Origin of the sequence: Mucilaginibacter ginkgonis, assembly GCF_009754905.2 — a bacterium.
In the GTDB taxonomy this organism is placed as follows: Bacteria; Bacteroidota; Bacteroidia; order Sphingobacteriales; family Sphingobacteriaceae; genus Mucilaginibacter; species Mucilaginibacter ginkgonis.
Genome location: NZ_CP066775.1, coordinates 2796755 through 2815406 on the forward strand (window position 1 = coordinate 2796755; position 18652 = coordinate 2815406).

Here is an 18652-nt window from a genome sequence, read left to right on the forward strand (position 1 = left end):
CGCCTTTTGTTGTTATGATCGCTTAACGCATTTATGCTACTTCGGCTTTTCTGTTAATGGGCTGCGGCACTTTAACGTAATACCCTGTGCCGTCGTAAACACGCTTACGTGGATGTTCCTGGCAAGTGTCACTGCAGCAACCGTCCATTGCCGTGCCGCAATCATCACATTGGGTAAAGTGCTCATTGCACTCCGGGTTAGCGCAGTTAATCATTTTTTTGGTATGCTTGCCGCAATTGTAGCAAACAGATATGGTTACCGGATTCACCTGGTTAACATCTACAGACAAGCGGTTGTCAAAAACATAACACCTGCCCTCAAAATCTTCGCCACCCGCTTCCTTACCATACTTAATGATACCGCCATGTAATTGGTAAACGTCTTTAAAGCCTTCGTGCAATAACAACGCAGAGGCTTTTTCGCATTTAATACCGCCGGTGCAATAGGTCAATATCTTTTTATCCTTGTACTGCGCCAGTTGGTTGATCATTGCCGGAAAATCGCGGAAGTTCTCAATATCAAGGGTAACAGCGTTCTTAAACTTACCCAGTGAGTGCTCATAATTAGACCGCACATCAAGGATCACTACATCTTCATCGTCCTTTATAGCAAGGAACTCTTTCGGCTCCAGATGCTTGCCTGTTTTCAGTTGCGGATTGATAATGTTTGGATCGCGTAAGCCTGAGTGAACGATCTCGCTTTTGTAGCGGCAGTGCATCTTTACAAATGACGGCTCGTCCACCTCATCTATCTTAAACTCAATAGCACCAAAACGCCCATCAGCATAAATCGCATCCATGTAAGCTTTGCAAGCTTCAACAGTACCGGATACGGTGCCGTTAAGTCCCTCTTCCGCTACGATGATGCGCCCGGTGAGGCCCAAAGATTTACAAAATTTAAGATGATCTGCGGCAAATTGCTCCGCATTTGCTATTGTAGAATAACAATAGTAAAGTAGTGTTTGATACTGTGCCATAAGTCATTGATGCTGCTGCAAACAGCGTTAAATGAGTGGCAAAGGTAAGAAATTGCGATACGATTTTAAAGCAAGGTTGTTTTATGGCTTTTCCCTTACAGATGTATCAGCCTTTAGAACAGGTTCATTGATCACATTGGGCCTTTTTAAACTATCCACTTTTGATGGCGGGCTTGGGGGAGCAATTTTAACGCTGTCTTTTGACATAGTTTTAACAGTCGTACCCTTGCCAATAGAAGCCTTATTGGTTGATTTCGGTTTCACAGACGCGGCTTTGGCCGGCGCCCTTTTGTATTTATGTTCTTTATCTAAAGCCGGCACTATCTGCTCTTTAGAAACGGGCCTGTCTTGTGGCCGCCAGATAAATGATTTCAAAAAGAAATCATCTTCCTTAAATTTCTTTAGCGGGCCCATACGTTGATCTACCTTTGTTAATTGCAGTATGTTTTGGACTTTACTATCTTTAAAATTGACTCTTATCCGGCTCGATAAGGTGCGTAACATATCTGTAGCTGCAGACGTAGCACTATCTCTTTTAAAATAGATGGTCTCCGCGTTACCATCTACAAAGATCTTGCTCAACTTGCTGTCCTTAAAGTAGCCTTTCATTTTTTTCCCCGCAACCTGATTAAAATGGGTAGTATCGTTTTTCTCAGTATTTACTACAATAGCCTTGGGGAAGATATCCATGTTGTCCAGCTTTTTATTTTTAAGCTGAAGATAAACTGTATCGCCGGAAATCTGTGATCCTTCGGACCACATCATAGGCTTATTGTACAATCGGATCGTCGAATCACTCGAACTGTAAAACAGCGAATCGGCCTTACCCTGAAAGTCGCTTTTGAATATCTTACCGTGGCGATAACCGAACAGAATCCTAATTCGGGCAGTGTCCGACATCTCAAATTTATAAGCCAGGTTCACCGAGTCTGTACGCAACTTCCTGGTTTTAGATTTTGGCAGCGGCGCGTCATCAACCTCACCTTTTCGCAATGTATTCTGGGCTTTATTTTTTGCCTGAGTAGCTGCTTTAGGCTTAGGCGGTCCAAAAAAATTGGGATGCCGGTATGCTGTATCTGCCGGCACGCCTAATGATATTGCTGACAAGAACCTGGATGGCTTGGCGGCTGCGCGTTTGGTTTTCCCGGCCGCTGTGGTATCTACAGTTTGCGCTAATCGAGCCTGTATCTGGTAGGCCTTAAATTCTTTGTAGGTCATCACCCGCGTTTCCAACGTATCGGCAACCATGTAGATCGTATCTCGTTTAATGTGCGCGGTGTCTGTCGCGGGAGAAATTTTCAGTGAGTCTGCAACCTGTTTGCCTTTGCCTTTTGGCGTAGTGGCAGGTTTTAATTGTGCCGTGGTTTTTTGCGTTCCGCCAGCTTTAATAGCTTTGTTGACCGGCGCGGTTTTCGTCTTAATTCTAGAGCTGTCACTAGCGGTGCTGTCTGTAGCCGTGCTGTCTTTCTGCTCGGTGATCATGGTCACCCACGGGTTGCGTGTAACTACAGTGCGCTCGGGCTTCTGGTAATAAGTGCCCAAATCACCGTTAAGGGTCATTTTTTGCTCATTGTCATTAAAGACAACATTTTTAACCGCACGTCCATAACCTTTAAGGCGGTCGTAAAATAGGCTATCCCCTTTTAATGACTTAGTACTCTGGCTATATAAATTCTTTTTACCGAAGAATGCCTGCTCTGTAACAGTGTTGTATGTACCATTTTCAGTATAAAGCGTGTCTTTATTTTTTTTACCGTAAATATGAGTTGGCCCGTAGAAATAGGCAATGCGGCTGCCTGTATTGTATCGCAGCGTATCGTTCTTAATTACCGCATCAACGGTATTCAAAACTACGTCATACCTAAAGTACGAGTCGCGGGTATAAGCAAAGTAATAGCCATTTTTACTGGTAAGGGTATTTTCTTTATTTACCAATTTGCCGCCACCGGTGTAGGTGCCAATGCGCGTGGCCGTATTGTAGGTTAAGAAATTAGTAGAAAGAGTTGCGTCCTTATCCACCATACGCACATTATTGGTAAGCAAGGCAATGTGGGTATTGCCATTGTAATTTAACTTGTCCGAATAAATATTCAGTGTATCGCCCTGGATGATATGCACATTTCCAAAAGCGTCGAAAGAATTGATCTGCGGGTAAAAGTATGCGCTGTCTGACCGTAAGATAGAAAACTCTTGCTGGAAAACGCCTTTATATACTTTGATCACATCGGCGCCGTTACGCTTGATACCCTGGCTGCGCTCTGACGAGATAAGATTCACTACAGACTTCTTTTGCTGCGCCATTGCACCCAAGCCGATGAGCATAAACAAACTGAAGAACACGTATCTTATCACGATGCAAAATTACCTTTTTGGTTGCGGTTATTAAATTAAATAATTTTGAGACATGCTTCCGCTCGCACAGTTTAAAGGCTTTGTAAACAGCAATAACCTGTTTACAACAAACAGCAAAATACTTGCCGCGGTAAGCGGGGGCATGGATTCTGTCTTGTTGGCAAACATGTTAAAGGCAGGCCGCTACAATTTTGCAATTGCCCATTGCAACTTCCAGCTGCGTGGCGAAGAAGCTGTACAAGATGAAGCTTTTTGCCGATTGCTGGCCGAAAGTTTACAAGTAGCTTTTCATGAAATCCGCTTTAATACTGAAAACTACGCCTCAAATAATAAAATTTCAATTCAGATGGCGGCCCGTGAGCTGCGCTACCAATGGTTTGAAAATGTAAGGCAGCAAAACGGCTATGATGTTATCGCGCTTGCGCATCATCAAAACGACACAGTTGAAACTATATTGCTTAATCTTACTCGCGGTACGGGCATCGCCGGCTTGCATGGGATTAAGACGAAAAACAGCCACTTGGTTAGGCCTTTGCTGTTCATGACGCGCAACGAGATCGCCGCAACTATAGCCGCGAACGATATCGCCTACCGCGAGGACAGTTCTAACGCAAGCGACAAATATGCCCGTAATAAAATCCGCCATCAGGTTGTGCCGGCGCTGAAAGAGCTAAACCCAAACCTGGAGCAGACCGTAATGAGTGAAGCAGCATACTTCGGAGAACTAGAGCAACTACTGGCTATGCAGGTGAAAAAGCTTAAAGATCAAGTTATGTGCTTCGACGGCGATGAAGTACGAATGCCAATTTCTGCCGCTGCTGAATTAGTCCCGCAACAGTTACTGCTAAGCGAGTTGTTATCGCCATATGGTTTTATGGGTTCAACTGTAGCCGACATTATCGCATCTCTGCAAAAACATTCGGGCAGGATTTTCATATCGCCGACCCATAGATTAATATTGGATAGGACCGATCTGATCATTTCTCCTTTGACAGACAATTCGGTCGATCGTATTAAGATAACAGAAAAAACCGGCACCGTTAACTTTGGCAATTACAAGTTATCTCTCAGACAGGGCACGGTTATGGATATTCCATCCGATTCGAATATAGCGGTTTTAGATGCCGATAAATTTCAATATCCGCTCACTGTGCGCCAATGGCAGAAGGGTGATACTTTTTACCCCCTGGGTATGAAAACCCGCAAAAAATTAAGCGATTTTTTTGTATCTCAAAAGGTGCCGCTGCACAAAAAATCAAGCATACCGCTGCTTGTTAACGGTAATGGCGACATTGTTTGGGTATGCGGCTATCGCATCAGCGACCGCTACAAAATAACCGCTTCGACCAAAAAAATTTCTATCTTCGAACTTACCGAACTATAGATGGCAGACAAACCCGTTTTCACTGAAAAACAATACCTGGGCAGGGAGTGGATTCCTGTGACCATTAGGCTGATGCTGGCTATGGTTTGCTTTGCGATCTATTTCTTCACGGACGACCGCGAACGCAACGGCGACCTTCTAGTGGTTGTTGGTTTCGCTATTGTTATTATTTCTATGGTACTAGGCTTTGTACTTCACTTCCGCACCCGTGTACTCAACAAAAGCATTTTGCTAGACGGTTTATGGACCACCAAACTGGTTAAGATAGATCTAAACAGTATTGTGAAAGCAGAAAAAGGCGACTACAGCCGGTACCTGTTTAACAACCCGGTTTACAACCTGCACAAGCGCGGCACCATCCGCTTTTATACTGCCGGTAAAGATGCCGTTATCCTTACCGACCGCGACGGCTTGGTTTACATCATTGGGTCGCAACATGCCGGCGAATTCTTGCGTTGTGTACGCGGCGCTATGGCTTTATAATTAATGGCGTGTCATTGCGAACCGCAAGCGGCGTAGTGACAATCCTCTAACTTTAAGCGTTCTTGTTATTCTATTGGATCTGATTTCAATCAAAGATTGCTTCGTCATTGCATTCCTCGCAAAGACGGTTATGGCAACAACAAAGCCCCTCTCTTTCGGAGAGGGGTTAGGGAGAGTTCATTTTGAAGCTGTCGCTATTTCTTTAAGCCAATTTCTCTCAAACGCTCGTCAAGATACTCGCCCGCTGTCATATCGCTGAATTGTTTTGGATGCTCTTCGTCTATTGTTGATGGTAAGCTGGTCAAATCCATTTCTGACCGTGGGTGAAGGAAAAACGGTACTGAGAAACGAGAGAACTTCATCATCTCGCGTGGTGGGTTAACCACACGGTGAGTAGTTGATTTCAGTTTTCCATTTGTTAAACGCTGCAGCATATCGCCTACGTTAACTACTACATCCTCGCCATGTGCCTTTACAGGGAACCAGGTGTTCTCGCGGGTATATAATTCCAGGCCATCGGCACTTGCGCCAATTAAAAGTGTAATGAGGTTAATATCTTCATGCGCCCCTGCACGTACGGCGTCTGGCGGCAGGTCATCAGGGTTCTCTATCGGGAAATAGTGCAGCGTGCGCAGAATAGAATTACCATTATGCACTTTCGAATCAAAATAATGTTCATCCAAACCCAAATAAATGGCGATGGCCTGCAACAGGTGCTTTCCGGCTGCTTCCAGTCGTTGATAAACTTCTTGTGTTACCTCGTTGAATTGCGGCAACTCTTCAACATGCACATTCTCAGGGTATACAAATTTTATCGGGTCATTATCTGTAACGGTCTGGCCTATCTGCCAAAACTCTTTCAAATCCGGCACTTTAAAACCTTTAGCAGTCTCTTTGCCTTTGCTGGTGTAACCGCGCTGGCCGGCCAATCCCGGAATTTCATATTTAAGCTTAACATCCTCGGGCAGGGCAAAAAGGTTTTGCACCTGCTTGTAAAGATTGTCTATTAATTCTTTGCTTAAACCGTGGTTGGTTATAGTTACAAAACCGGTTTCATTAAAGGCAGCGCCTATCTCATCAGAGAATTTTTTGCGTTCGCCTTCAGTGCCGTTAATGTAGCTGTTCAGGTCGAGTCTGGGGATATTTACTGTACTCATATCAAGGTAAATTTAGTGGGATGACAAGGTACAAACATCTGCTTTAATTTTTGTCCGTCCATCACTATATCAAACATTTTTAATAATTAAACGCTTATAAAAACCTGTAGTCATAATCATAACCTTAACCAATTAAAGCTAAAATTATTTGACATGAAGACTTTTAGAAAATATTTGTACCTGCTGTTAGCCGCTTGTGCAATGGTATGGGCAAAATCTGATAAAGCGAGGGCGCAGGTTAGCGCAGAAATATCGTTCCAAACATTTTACGACCAATTACAACCGTATGGTACATGGGTTGATGACCCAAACTATGGCAATGTTTGGGTGCCCGATGCAGGGTCTGACTTTAGGCCTTACGGCACGGGCGGCCATTGGGTGCTGACAGACTATGGCAACACCTGGGTATCTGACTACGAATGGGGATGGGCGCCGTTTCATTACGGGCGCTGGCGTTATGACGATTACTACGGGTGGGAATGGATACCGGGTTACGAATGGGGGCCGGCATGGGTTAACTGGCGCAGTGGTGGTGGCTATTACGGATGGGCGCCACTAAGTCCGGGTATTGACATTAGTATTGGTATTGGAAGTTATAATCCACCGTCCAATTACTGGGTATTTGCTCCGCAGGCCTACATCAACAGCCCGCGTATTTATAATTACTATGCTCCGCGGACAACTGTAGTTAACTATATTAAACGTACTACTGTAATTAATAACGTGTACGTGAACAACAATCAGCGTTATCCTGCAGGTCCGCCACGTCGCGACATCGAGCGCGTTACACATAATACGGTAAACGTGTACAACATAAACAACGCAGGCCGCCCCGGTGCAACACGCATAAATAATAACACGGTAAACATCTACAGGCCGGCGGTAAATCGCGGCGGCGATGCAAGGCCTGCCCGCGTGGTGGATGCCAACGCTTACAGGAACGCGCATCCCAACCAAAATATCGCTAATCACAATAATGGTTTCAATAACCATCAAAACGCGGCAAGGTTAGCGCAGGAAGCACGCTCCGGTAATCCAAACAGCAACGTGGTACGTGTAAATAATCCGCAAAACGGGCAGCCTGCAAATCAGCCTGGCGGTAACCGTCCACCGCGTGGGCAACAGCAACCCGGCCAACCGGCAAATGGTACAAATCCGCAAAATTCAAACAGGGATCAACGTGGGCAACAAGGGCAACTGAACAATCCACAAGATCAACAGCAGCGCATGCAACAAATGCAGGAACGCCAGCAAAGGCAACAGCAGCAATTGGTGCAACGGCAGCAACAAGAGCTACAGCAAGGTAACCGTACAGCGCAAGAGCAGCAGCAGTTGCAACAACAACAAGAGCAGCAGCGCCAACAGTTGCAACAAAGACAGCAACAACGCATGCAGCAATATCAACAACGCCAGCAACAGCAGCAACAATTAAGCCCAGAGGCACAGAAAGCTCAACAGGCACAGCGTGAGCAGATGCGTCAGCAAAGGATGCAGCAACGCCAACAGCAGCAACAAAATCCGCAGGAGCAACAAGATCAGCAAGTTCAACGCGAGCAGATGCGCCAGCAAAGAATGCAGCAACAACAGCAGCAAAATTCCCAAGCACAACAAGCTCAGCAACAAGCGCAGCAGGCACAACAAGCCCAGCAACAGCAGCAGCGTCAACAACAGATGCAGCAAATGCAACAACAACGCGCTCAGCAGCAAGCGCAACAGGAACAACAAGCCCAGCAACAGCAACAACGTCAACAACAGATGCAGCAAATGCAGCAACAACGTGCTCAGCAACAGCAGATGCAGCAGCAACGCCAGCAACAACAACAGCGTCCGCATGAACAGCAACAAAGGCCGCCCCGCCCGCAACAGCAATAAATTGAATAAAAAGCGCCTGTCAGATTTTGACAGGCGCTTTTTTTAAAACGATAGTTACGGAAACTTTACCGCGCGGAATGTCGCTACTTCGGAGATAGGGATGTTTGATCCGTACTTAGCATTTATGGCAGATATAAACTGGTTAGCCACTAATGCATACCCTCTTGGCGTTAAGTGTATTCCATCTAAAGAGAATACGCCTCCTTTAATATAATCGGCGGTCAGCATTAAGCCGTCGGTGTGGTAGCCGTTAACTTTCAGGTCATTTAAAAAAGCATAAATGTCTACAAACGCCAATCCTTTGGTAGCGGCCTGAGTTGCGATAACGCTGTTGAAACCAAAAATGGTATTTTGTACCAGAGTTACTTCGTTAACATCAAGCACGTATTTGTCTTCAATCGGTGCTTGCGGAGATAATCCATACGGAAAACTGCCGCCCGATGTGGTTACACTTGTCCCAAGTTTAGCTGTCGGGAAAGTTAAGATGATCCGGTCCCTATCAACTGCAACGCGGGTGATGTGTGTCGTATCGGTAGCATTTACAGATGTTCTTGCCCTAATGTAGATCGCAGCGACAGCGGGTGTCACCTTTTGGGCGGCGGCAAGTAATTTCGCAGGCGTTACTGTGTTAAAATATGGAATAACCGTTACGTCGGGTATTGCTGCGCAAGCGCCTTTAGCTCCCGTTGCAGTAAGTTTGTTAAGCAGCGTGGTGTATTGACTGGTAAAATAGGCCTGGCTTGTTAGCGAGTCGCTGGCTGCGCCATTTATTGCATAACCTAAAACGTCGTTATCACCAAGCCAGCATGTAAAAAACGTAAACGCTTTAGCTGTGGCAAAGTCAAGATAAGCCGTTGTATTAGTACCTGCATTCCCGGGCAGAATGCGTTCATAATAGCCGTTCACGTTACCATAGGCAGTTGAGGTGATGTTGGCTACCTTTATACCGGGTACGCCGTAGTTGTTAATGTCGCCGGTGTATTTGGTGTAGGTAGTAACGCTGCCAAAACCGGGAATAGTTGCAGATCCTCTAATGGCCAGCATATCTTTTACGGTGTCTAAAATCGGCGTACCATCGGCATTTAAACTTTTAATGCGAACATAGCCGCTTCCATTAGCCTGTGCCTCGTTAAACAGAGGCTGGTAAAATGGTCCGCCATTAGTTTGCAGCATTTGCTTAGCCATTATAGCAGGATAAGAATTTTGCTGACCTTCCAGGTATAGACCGTTATCCTGGTAACCGGCGGTAAGAGAATTACCTAAAGAAATAACGCGTGTAAAGTCTGCCGAACCGCGCGTTGGCGCAGGTGTTTGCACATCGGGTTTACAAGCGGCAAAACTTGTTACTACGGCGCCGATAATCAAAATGTATTTACTAAATTTCATAAGGCTGCGTTTTTACCAATGATAAGTAATTGATATACCCGGAATAAAAATGTCTGTCTTGTAGGCACCTGATAAAGCCGTTTCTAAATTAGTTTGCCTGCGCTCAAAAATGTGCTCGTACTCAAAAGAAAAGTCTAAATCCCACTGATCCATAAAGGTATATCCAATTCCGCCGGTAACAAACGCGCGGTTACCATCGGGTACTTCGGGCGATACATAACCTGTTCGGGCGGCGTACGTTGCGTAACCCGCGCCAAAACGATATGCCCACGGATCGTAATAAAGCTTGCCCCCCTCTTTATCTTTTTCGCGATACTGAAAACCGCCGCGGATACTAATCGCGTCCCGATAATTTTTTGGCGATGAAGTATTGACTACCACATCTGAGGTTTGCGTGTAAGTGAAAGGCAGTGACTTATAGGTGCTCCACTGCACGTAGTTGATATCGAAGGCAAAAGTCATTGCGCTCTTTGGATAAAAACCTACACCAACAGAGGCCGTTGCAGGCAGTGGCAACGCAGAACTAAAACTGTTTGGCTGCGGAAAACTGGATTGAACGGATGCCGGAACAGTAAAAATAGCATTGCCGCTATTGATCCTGGTATCTACTTTTGAGCGGTAGTTTAAGCCCACGCTTACTTTCTTATCGGGTATTAAATAAATACCAACGTTGTATCCATAGCCGCTGCCGTTGCCTTTAAGCTCAGCCTGACCATCTGCGCCGGCCATGTTGGCCAATGGTATGGCACGGGTAAGGTCTACAGAACCGCGATTGTAAACAAAACCTGCACCAATGCTGATCATGTCATCTATACGGTAACTTACTGTGGGTTGAATATAAATAGACTGCAAATTCATTTTCTCTAATATATATTTACCTTCCCAGCTTTGGCCCCAATCCGTTAGGCCGCCGTAAGGTGTGTACACGCCTAAACCTACCTTCCAGGGTGCTTCCTCTGGCCCCCAGGCCGCGTAGCCTGAAAAAGGCATCGCTAAATTGTTCCCTGTATGATAGTTATCATTGGTATTATCTGGGTTAAAGGCTGATTTAAAAATGACAGGGCTCACACCCAGTTGCAAATAATTTTGAGAGAGTGTAGCAACGGCTCCCGGGTTAAAAAATATTGCGGCGCCATCAAGAGCGGTGCCGGTACCGGTGTGCCCCATACCTATTTGCTTTTGGCCTGCCAGGTTGACCTGGAAGCCCTGGCTAAAAGCAAGTGCCGGGAAAAATATGATCAGAACAAGTAAGATTTTTCGCATATGATAGGAATAGCTTGTCCGCAATAAGTAACGTGCTAAACAACTGTATAATTACAGTATGGCTATAAAATAAAGCATAAAAAATCAACGGTTAAAATTCTTTATTATAAGTGTTTAAAAATTCGGGCATAAAGCATAACTTTGCACCTCTGAAATATGCAGTATTAACTGATACTTTAGACAGTATTAAACTCTATTAAATTACCAGGTTATATGCCAAACATTGGAAAAATATCACAGATCATCGGTCCGGTAGTTGACGTAAGCTTTGGCGATGATGCACATCTTCCCCAAATCTTAAACGCGTTGGAAATTACCCGCGCAAACGGCCAAAAAGTTGTTTTAGAAGTACAGCAGCATTTAGGTGAAGACCAGGTACGTGCCGTGGCGATGGACTCGACAGATGGTTTGTTGCGTGGCATGCCTGTTACCGACCTTGAGTCGCCTATCCGCATGCCGATAGGTGATGATATCAAAGGCCGCGTGTTTAACGTGGTAGGTTCGGCTATAGATGGTATCCGGCAATTAGATACTACTAACGGTCGCCCTATTCACGCCAATCCTCCGCGTTTCGAAGATCTTTCTACAGAAACCGAAGTATTATTTACCGGTATTAAGGTTATCGACTTGTTAGAGCCTTATGCAAAAGGTGGTAAAATTGGTTTGTTTGGTGGTGCCGGTGTAGGTAAAACTGTATTGATCCAGGAGTTGATTAATAACATCGCGAAAGCTTATGCAGGTTTGTCTGTGTTTGCAGGTGTTGGCGAGCGTACACGTGAAGGTAATGACCTTTTGCGCGAGATGCTAGAATCGGGCATTATCAACTATGGTGAAGAGTTTATGCACTCTATGGAAAAAGGCGGATGGGACCTTTCTAAAGTTGACAGCGAAAAACTGAAAGACTCTAAAGCAACCTTCGTGTTTGGCCAGATGAATGAGCCACCGGGTGCACGTGCACGTGTAGCTTTATCGGGTTTGACAATTGCAGAATATTTCCGCGATGGTGATGCTGAAGGTAAAGGCCGCGATATCTTATTCTTTATTGATAACATCTTCCGCTTTACCCAGGCAGGTTCAGAAGTGTCGGCACTATTAGGCCGTATGCCGTCTGCGGTAGGCTACCAACCAACTTTGGCAACAGAGATGGGTATGATGCAGGAGCGTATCACGTCAACCAAACGTGGCTCTATCACATCTGTACAAGCTGTTTATGTACCTGCGGATGACTTGACCGACCCTGCGCCGGCAACAACTTTCGCCCACTTAGATGCAACTACTGTACTTTCACGTAAAATTGCCGAGTTAGGTATCTACCCTGCGGTTGACCCTCTGGATTCTACTTCACGTATCCTTAGCGCCGCGGTTCTTGGCGATGAGCACTACAATACTGCTCAGCGTGTAAAAGAAACTTTACAGCGTTACAAAGAGTTACAAGATATCATCGCGATTTTGGGTATGGATGAGTTATCTGAGGAAGATAAATTAACTGTATCACGCGCTCGCCGTGTTCAACGTTTCTTGTCGCAGCCGTTTCACGTTGCTGAACAATTCACCGGCTTAAAAGGTGTATTGGTTGACATTAAAGAAACCATCAAAGGCTTTAACATGATCCTTGACGGCGAAGTTGACGAGTATCCTGAAGCGGCGTTTAACCTTGTAGGTAACATAGACGACGCTATAGAAAAAGGCAAAAAATTGTTAGCGGAAGCTAACGCGTAAATATGCAAATGTGTAGATGTGCGGATGAGAAAATGACCATCTGCACATTTGCACATTAATAATTTGCACATAGACAAAATGACTTTAGAAATTCTTACTCCCGATAAAAAAGTTTACGAAGGCGAAGCTACTTCAGTAACTGTACCTGGTACGTTGGGATCTTTTGAAATATTGAACCATCACGCACCTATCATTTCTACATTGCAGGATGGTAAGTTAACCGTTCGCGGCGCGGGTAAGGCAGAAGCCTTTATAATCACCGGCGGTGTTGTAGAAGTGCTGGACAATAAAGTTACCGTTTTAGCCGAAGGCATTACGCAACGTCAAAACAATTAATTTTTAGAAAACGAATACTCGATGCCTCTCTGACTTTCAGAGGGGCATTTTTTTTAAAAGTCCAGCTCCAATTAATAGATTTTACGCCGAATTTCTTACCTATTACTATGCAAGCATAATAATTAGACCGAATACCGATTTGAATTTTGGTATAACAAAGGCAATTTTAAATTTGGCTTTTTTATCAATATAAAGAATATAACATTGCAAAGTGTCTTTTTATGGAATTATATTCTAATGTGAAATTTTCTTGGCGACTGTTTGTTATCAAAAACAACCTTTTTAACTTACAATATCGGCGCACGCATAAGTCATTAAACCTAAGTATAGCGTGTATCGGTCCCGTAAATTGTAAAGATATCTAATGAATACCGCTACTGATAACCAGGACGCTGTAGAACTTAACCGCTATAGCAAGACCCTTACCGCCGACCCAACCCAGCCGGCAGCACAGGCCATGCTCTATGGTATCGGTTTCACAGATGAGGATATGAAAAAAGCCCAGGTTGGTATTGCCAGCATGGGTTATGACGGCAACACGTGCAACATGCACCTTAATGATCTGGCAAAGGTGGTGAAACAGGGTGTGTGGGATGAGAATCTTGCCGGGCTGATATTTAATACGATTGGTGTAAGCGACGGCATGAGTAACGGTACGGAGGGCATGCGTTATTCGCTGGTAAGCCGCGACGTTATTGCCGACTCGATAGAGGCTGTATGCGGCGCGCAATACTATGACGGGCTGATAACTATTCCCGGCTGCGACAAAAATATGCCTGGGTCCATGATCGCTATGGGCAGGTTAAATCGCCCCTCTATCATGATCTACGGTGGCACCATCAAACCGGGCCACTACAAGGGAGAAGATCTGAACATCGTTTCGGCATTTGAAGCATTAGGTAAAAAAATAGCCGGTCAGATAGATGACATCGACTTTAAAGAGATCATTAAAAACGCCTGCCCGGGCGCGGGCGCTTGTGGTGGTATCTACACTGCTAATACTATGGCTGCAGCGATAGAGGCACTAGGCATGAGTTTGCCGTACTCCTCATCTACCCCGGCGCTTAGCCCGGAGAAAACAGCCGAATGCCTTGCAGCAGGGAAGGCTATCTACAATCTATTAGAGAAAGACATTAAGCCAACCGATATTATGACCCGCAAGGCATTTGAAAATGCCATAGTGACGATCATGGTAATGGGCGGATCTACCAACGCTGTTCTGCACTTGATAGCCATGGCAAAAAGTGTGGATGTGCCGTTGACACAAGATGATTTTCAGGAGATAAGTAACCGCATTCCGCTGCTTGCCGATATGAAGCCAAGCGGTAAATACATGATGGAAGACCTGCACAAGGTTGGTGGCATCCCTGCGGTAATGAAATATTTATTAAAACTAGGATGGCTGCACGGCGATTGCCTTACTGTGACAGGTAAAACTATTGCCGAAAACCTGGCCAATATAGAAGAACTGGATTTCGATCAACAGAAAATAATATTCCCGGTCGAGCAAGCCATAAAAGCAACAGGGCATTTACAAATACTCTATGGAAACCTGGCCACAGGCGGCAGTGTGGCGAAGATCACCGGTAAAGAAGGCGAACGCTTTGAAGGCCCCGCCCGGGTTTTTGATGGTGAATTTGAACTAATAGCAGGCATACAAAGCGGTCGCGTTCGCAAAGGCGATGTGGTAGTTATCCGCAATGTAGGCCCTAAAGGCGCGCCGGGTATGCCCGAGATGTTAAAGCCAACATCTGCGATTTTCGGTGCAGGTTTAGGTAGCTCTGTAGCACTGATCACAGACGGCCGCTTCTCTGGTGGTACCCACGGTTTTGTAGTAGGCCATATCACACCCGAAGCTTTTGAAGGCGGTGGATTAGCCTTAGTGCAGGATGATGACCGGATCATTATCGATGCTACAACCAACCAAATGAATATGGTCATCAGCGATGAAGAATTGGCTGCCCGCAAAGCCGCTTGGATACAACCACGTCTTAAGGTAACAAAAGGGCTTTTATACAAGTACGCGAAACAGGTAACTACCGCGGCCAACGGTTGCGTAACGGATGAATAGTTTATAGTCGATGGACGATAGTCTATAGAACTACTCCTAACAAAATTGATTTCCGACCGTGGTCTATCGACTATGGTCTATGGACAAAAAGACGAACATGAACGATACAGCGATAGCACCACAGGAAACAGCAACGGAGCAGCCCAAAAAAGCTACCATTGAATTGACAGGTTCGGCAGCTTTATTAGAAGGTTTGCTCGCCGAAGGTGTGGATACCATTTTTGGTTATCCGGGCGGCGCCATTATGCCTGTCTATGACGCGCTGTACGATTATAAAGATAAGCTGAACCACATTTTGGTGCGCCACGAGCAGGGGGGCATACACGCCGGCCAGGGTTATGCGCGTTCGTCGGGTAAAGTGGGTGTAGTATTTGCCACTAGTGGGCCGGGTGCCACCAATTTAATTACCGGCTTAGCCGATGCGCAGATAGATAGTACGCCTATTGTTTGTATCACAGGCCAAGTGTTCGCGCATCTATTAGGTACGGATGCCTTCCAGGAAACAGACGTGATCAACATTACCACCCCGGTTACCAAGTGGAATTACCAGGTAACAGATGCGACCGAGATCCCCGAAGTGTTAGCTAAAGCATTTTATATCGCCAAAAGCGGCCGCCCCGGACCCGTATTGATTGACGTTACAAAGAACGCGCAGATACAAAAATTCAACTACGAGGGTTACACGCCTTGTAAACATATTCGCAGTTATCGCCCAAAACCTAATATCCGTCAGGAATACATTCAGCAGGCGGCAGAACTAATCAACCAGGCTAAAAAGCCATTTATCATTTGGGGACAAGGTGTTTTATTAGGTAGCGCCGAACAAGAATTTACAGCGTTTGTAGAAAAAAGCGGCATTCCGGCTGCCTGGACCATCATGGGTGCGGGTGCAATACCAACAAGCCATACTCAAAATGTGGGTATGCTGGGCATGCATGGCAACTACGGCCCAAATGTATTGACCAACGAGTGCGACGTATTGATCGCTATCGGCATGCGTTTCGACGATCGTGTAACAGGTCGATTAGATAAGTATGCTAAACAAGCAAAGGTGGTTCATCTGGATATTGACCCTGCAGAGATCGACAAGAACGTAAAATCTACAGTACCTGTGTGGGGCGATTGCAAAGAAACTTTGCCTTTGCTAACGGCTGCAATTGAAAGCAAACAGTATCCCGACTGGCTGGCCAGATTTAAAGAATACACCCGCCAGGAAGTTGAACAGGTGATAGAAAATGAACTTCATCCAAAATCGGGCGAAATGACGATGGGCGAAGTTATAGATCAACTGAATAACCTAACCAAAGGCGAGGCGGTGATCGTAACAGATGTTGGCCAGCACCAGATGGTGGCCTGCCGTTATGCGCAATTTAACCATACCCGCAGTAATATTACCAGCGGCGGTTTGGGTACTATGGGTTTCGCATTACCTGCTGCTATTGGGGCCAAGTTTGGCACACCCGATAAAACAGTTATCGCTATCATTGGCGATGGCGGCATGCAAATGACCATACAGGAATTGGGCACCATCATGCAAAGTGGCGTCGATGTAAAGATCATTATTCTAAACAACCGTTTTTTGGGTATGGTGCGCCAATGGCAAGAGTTGTTTAACGAGCGCCGCTATTCATTTGTAGACATAGAAAGCCCTGATTTTGTAAAGGTGGCCGAAGGTTACCGTATTCCGGGTAAATGTATTTCAGACCGTGGCGACTTAAAATCTTCGTTGCAAGAGATGCTCAATAATAATGGATCATTCTTGTTAGAGGTAATGGTGACCAAAGAGAACAACGTTTTCCCGATGGTACCGCAAGGTTGCAGTGTAAGCGAGATCAGGTTAAAGTAAACACCCATGGAAACCCAGGAAAAACAAGAGTTTAACATCACGGTGTATACCGAAAACCAGATCGGTTTATTGAATCGTATTGCCATTATTTTTACGCGCAGAAAGATCAATATTGATAGCCTGAACACGTCGCCATCTGAAATAAAAGGCATTCATCGTTTCAACATCGTGATTGATGAGACCGAAGATGTAGTACGCAAACTGTCAAGACAGATAGAAAAACAGGTTGAGGTACTAAAAGTGTATTACCACACTAATGCCGATGTGATCTGGCAGGAAATGGCCTTGTATAAAGTTCCGGCTGATGTGATCGCCGAGAAAGCAAGCGTGGAGCGTTTGCTGCGAGAAAACGGCGCTCGCGCGGTAGTTATCCGTAAAGATTATATCGTGTTCGAGACTACAGGTCACCGCGAGGAAACAGACAATCTCATCAACGTTTTGCAGCCCTTCGGACTGATAGAATTTGTACGCAGCGCACGTGTTGCTATCATTAAAGACAGCGAAGGTTTCAATGCCAAGATACGTGAGTTTGAGCAGCTGGAACCGGGCGAAGAAGTAATAGAGAACAAATACCTAAACCAAGGTGAGAAGGTGTTTACCATGTAAGGTGAACGGCTGAACTGCAAACGGTTAAGGGTAACAAATAGGTAAATAATAATCGGCGGAATCATAAATCCGTCGGTGAAATCATAAAACAAAAAAAGAATGGCACAATTAAATTTCGGCGGAACTGAAGAGAACGTAGTAACCCGCGATGAATTTCCGCTTTCAAAAGCACAGGAAGTATTACGTAACGAAACAGTAGCTGTAATTGGCTATGGCGTGCAAGGCCCCGGCCAGGCGCTAAATCAAAAAGACAATGGCATTAACGTAATTGTTGGCCAGCGTAAAAATTCAAAAAGCTGGGATAAGGCTGTAAGCGACGGATTTGTTCCGGGCGAGACCCTTTTTGAAATTGAAGAAGCCCTTGAAAAAGGGACTATCATTTGCTATTTACTAAGTGACGCGGCACAGATAGAATTGTGGCCAACTGTTCAAAAACATTTAACGCCAGGCAAGGCCCTGTATTTCTCACACGGCTTTGGTATCACCTTTAAAGAGCAGACCGGCATTTTGCCGCCAGCGGGTGTTGATGTGTTTTTGGTTGCACCAAAAGGTTCGGGCACTTCATTGCGCCGCATGTTTTTGCAAGGCCGCGGCTTAAACTCAAGCTTCGCTATTTTCCAGGATGCTACAGGCAAAGCTTGGGAGCGTGTGGTTGCTTTAGGTATCGCTGTTGGCAGCGGCTACCTGTTCGAGACAGATTTCAAAAAAGAAGTTTACAGCGACCTTACCGGCGAGCGCGGTACATTAATGGGCTGTATCCAGGGCATTTTTGCGGCACAGTATGATGTGCTGCGCAGTAAAGGCCATACCCCATCTGAAGCATTTAACGAAACCGTTGAAGAGCTAACCCAATCATTAATGCCATTGGTGGCAGAAAATGGTATGGACTGGATGTATGCCAACTGCTCTACCACCGCTCAGCGCGGCGCGTTAGACTGGTGGAAAAAATTCCGCGATGCTACCAAGCCGGTATTTGAGGAACTGTATGAAAGCGTAGCTACAGGTAAAGAATCTCAGCGTTCTATCGACTCAAACAGCCAACCCGATTACCGTGAGAAACTTAATGCAGAATTAAAGGAACTCCGTGACAGCGAGTTATGGCAGGCAGGTAAAACTGTACGCAGCCTACGCCCTGAGAACCAGGCGATTGAGAGTATTAGCTAACAAACCAATATGTCATTGCGAGGCACGAAGCAATCTC

14 protein-coding genes are annotated in these 18652 nt (G+C 45.5%); 9 read left to right on the plus strand and 5 right to left on the minus strand.

What is annotated here, in order from left to right; all coding sequences use genetic code 11:
• Positions 1–31: 31 nt before the first annotated feature.
• Together trhO and GO620_RS13030 are read right to left on the minus strand one after the other, a co-directional pair.
• A complete protein-coding gene (gene trhO / locus GO620_RS13025) occupies positions 32–976 on the minus strand; it encodes an oxygen-dependent tRNA uridine(34) hydroxylase TrhO (RefSeq protein WP_157526950.1) in 945 nt (314 codons plus the stop codon).
• Between the two features lie 81 nt (positions 977–1057).
• Positions 1058–3328: an OstA-like protein gene (locus tag GO620_RS13030; RefSeq protein WP_157526949.1), complete on the minus strand. Its 2271-nt coding sequence runs from the start codon at positions 3326–3328 to the stop codon at positions 1058–1060.
• Between the two features lie 52 nt (positions 3329–3380).
• On the opposite strand from GO620_RS13030, the gene tilS reads away from it, so the two are divergent.
• A complete protein-coding gene (gene tilS, locus GO620_RS13035; protein WP_157526948.1) occupies positions 3381–4712 on the plus strand; it encodes a tRNA lysidine(34) synthetase TilS in 1332 nt (443 codons plus the stop codon).
• A complete protein-coding gene (locus GO620_RS13040) occupies positions 4713–5195 on the plus strand; it encodes a hypothetical protein (protein ID WP_157526947.1) in 483 nt (160 codons plus the stop codon).
• A 194-nt stretch (positions 5196–5389) separates the two neighbouring features.
• Here GO620_RS13040 and GO620_RS13045 read toward each other — a convergent pair whose 3' ends face one another.
• Positions 5390–6352 (minus strand): isopenicillin N synthase family dioxygenase, encoded by a 963-nt coding sequence (locus GO620_RS13045; RefSeq protein ID WP_157526946.1) that lies wholly within the window; start codon positions 6350–6352, stop codon positions 5390–5392.
• Positions 6353–6505: 153 nt separating this feature from the next.
• On the opposite strand from GO620_RS13045, the gene GO620_RS13050 reads away from it, so the two are divergent.
• Complete coding sequence (locus GO620_RS13050) at positions 6506–8224, plus strand: DUF6600 domain-containing protein (RefSeq protein WP_157526945.1); 1719 nt, start codon at positions 6506–6508, stop codon at positions 8222–8224.
• 54 nt (positions 8225–8278) lie between these two features.
• On the opposite strand, the gene GO620_RS13055 is transcribed toward GO620_RS13050, so the two are convergent.
• Together GO620_RS13055 and GO620_RS13060 are read right to left on the minus strand one after the other, a co-directional pair.
• On the minus strand, positions 8279–9610 hold the full coding sequence (locus tag GO620_RS13055; protein ID WP_157526944.1) for an SGNH/GDSL hydrolase family protein: 1332 nt from the start codon (positions 9608–9610) through the stop codon (positions 8279–8281).
• Positions 9611–9622: 12 nt separating this feature from the next.
• Positions 9623–10873, minus strand: a complete 1251-nt coding sequence (locus GO620_RS13060; protein WP_157526943.1) for an OmpP1/FadL family transporter — start codon at positions 10871–10873, stop codon at positions 9623–9625.
• Between the two features lie 213 nt (positions 10874–11086).
• Between GO620_RS13060 and atpD the strand changes: the two genes are divergently transcribed.
• The 6 genes from atpD to ilvC all read left to right on the plus strand — a co-directional run bounded on the left by atpD (position 11087) and on the right by ilvC (position 18615).
• On the plus strand, positions 11087–12592 hold the full coding sequence (gene atpD / locus GO620_RS13065; protein WP_157526942.1) for a F0F1 ATP synthase subunit beta: 1506 nt from the start codon (positions 11087–11089) through the stop codon (positions 12590–12592).
• A 78-nt stretch (positions 12593–12670) separates the two neighbouring features.
• Complete coding sequence (atpC, locus tag GO620_RS13070; RefSeq protein ID WP_157526941.1) at positions 12671–12928, plus strand: ATP synthase F1 subunit epsilon; 258 nt, start codon at positions 12671–12673, stop codon at positions 12926–12928.
• Between the two features lie 364 nt (positions 12929–13292).
• Complete coding sequence (ilvD, locus tag GO620_RS13075; protein WP_157526940.1) at positions 13293–14999, plus strand: dihydroxy-acid dehydratase; 1707 nt, start codon at positions 13293–13295, stop codon at positions 14997–14999.
• 97 nt (positions 15000–15096) lie between these two features.
• Positions 15097–16845 carry a biosynthetic-type acetolactate synthase large subunit gene (gene ilvB, locus GO620_RS13080; RefSeq protein WP_244139412.1) on the plus strand — a complete coding sequence of 583 codons (1749 nt, stop codon included), beginning with the start codon at positions 15097–15099 and terminating at the stop codon, positions 16843–16845.
• Between the two features lie 6 nt (positions 16846–16851).
• The gene (gene ilvN / locus GO620_RS13085) at positions 16852–17451 is read left to right on the plus strand and encodes an acetolactate synthase small subunit (RefSeq protein WP_157526938.1); all 600 of its coding nucleotides are present in this window, start codon (positions 16852–16854) and stop codon (positions 17449–17451) included.
• 99 nt (positions 17452–17550) lie between these two features.
• Complete coding sequence (gene ilvC / locus GO620_RS13090; RefSeq protein WP_157526937.1) at positions 17551–18615, plus strand: ketol-acid reductoisomerase; 1065 nt, start codon at positions 17551–17553, stop codon at positions 18613–18615.
• The last annotated feature ends 37 nt before the right edge of the window (positions 18616–18652 follow it).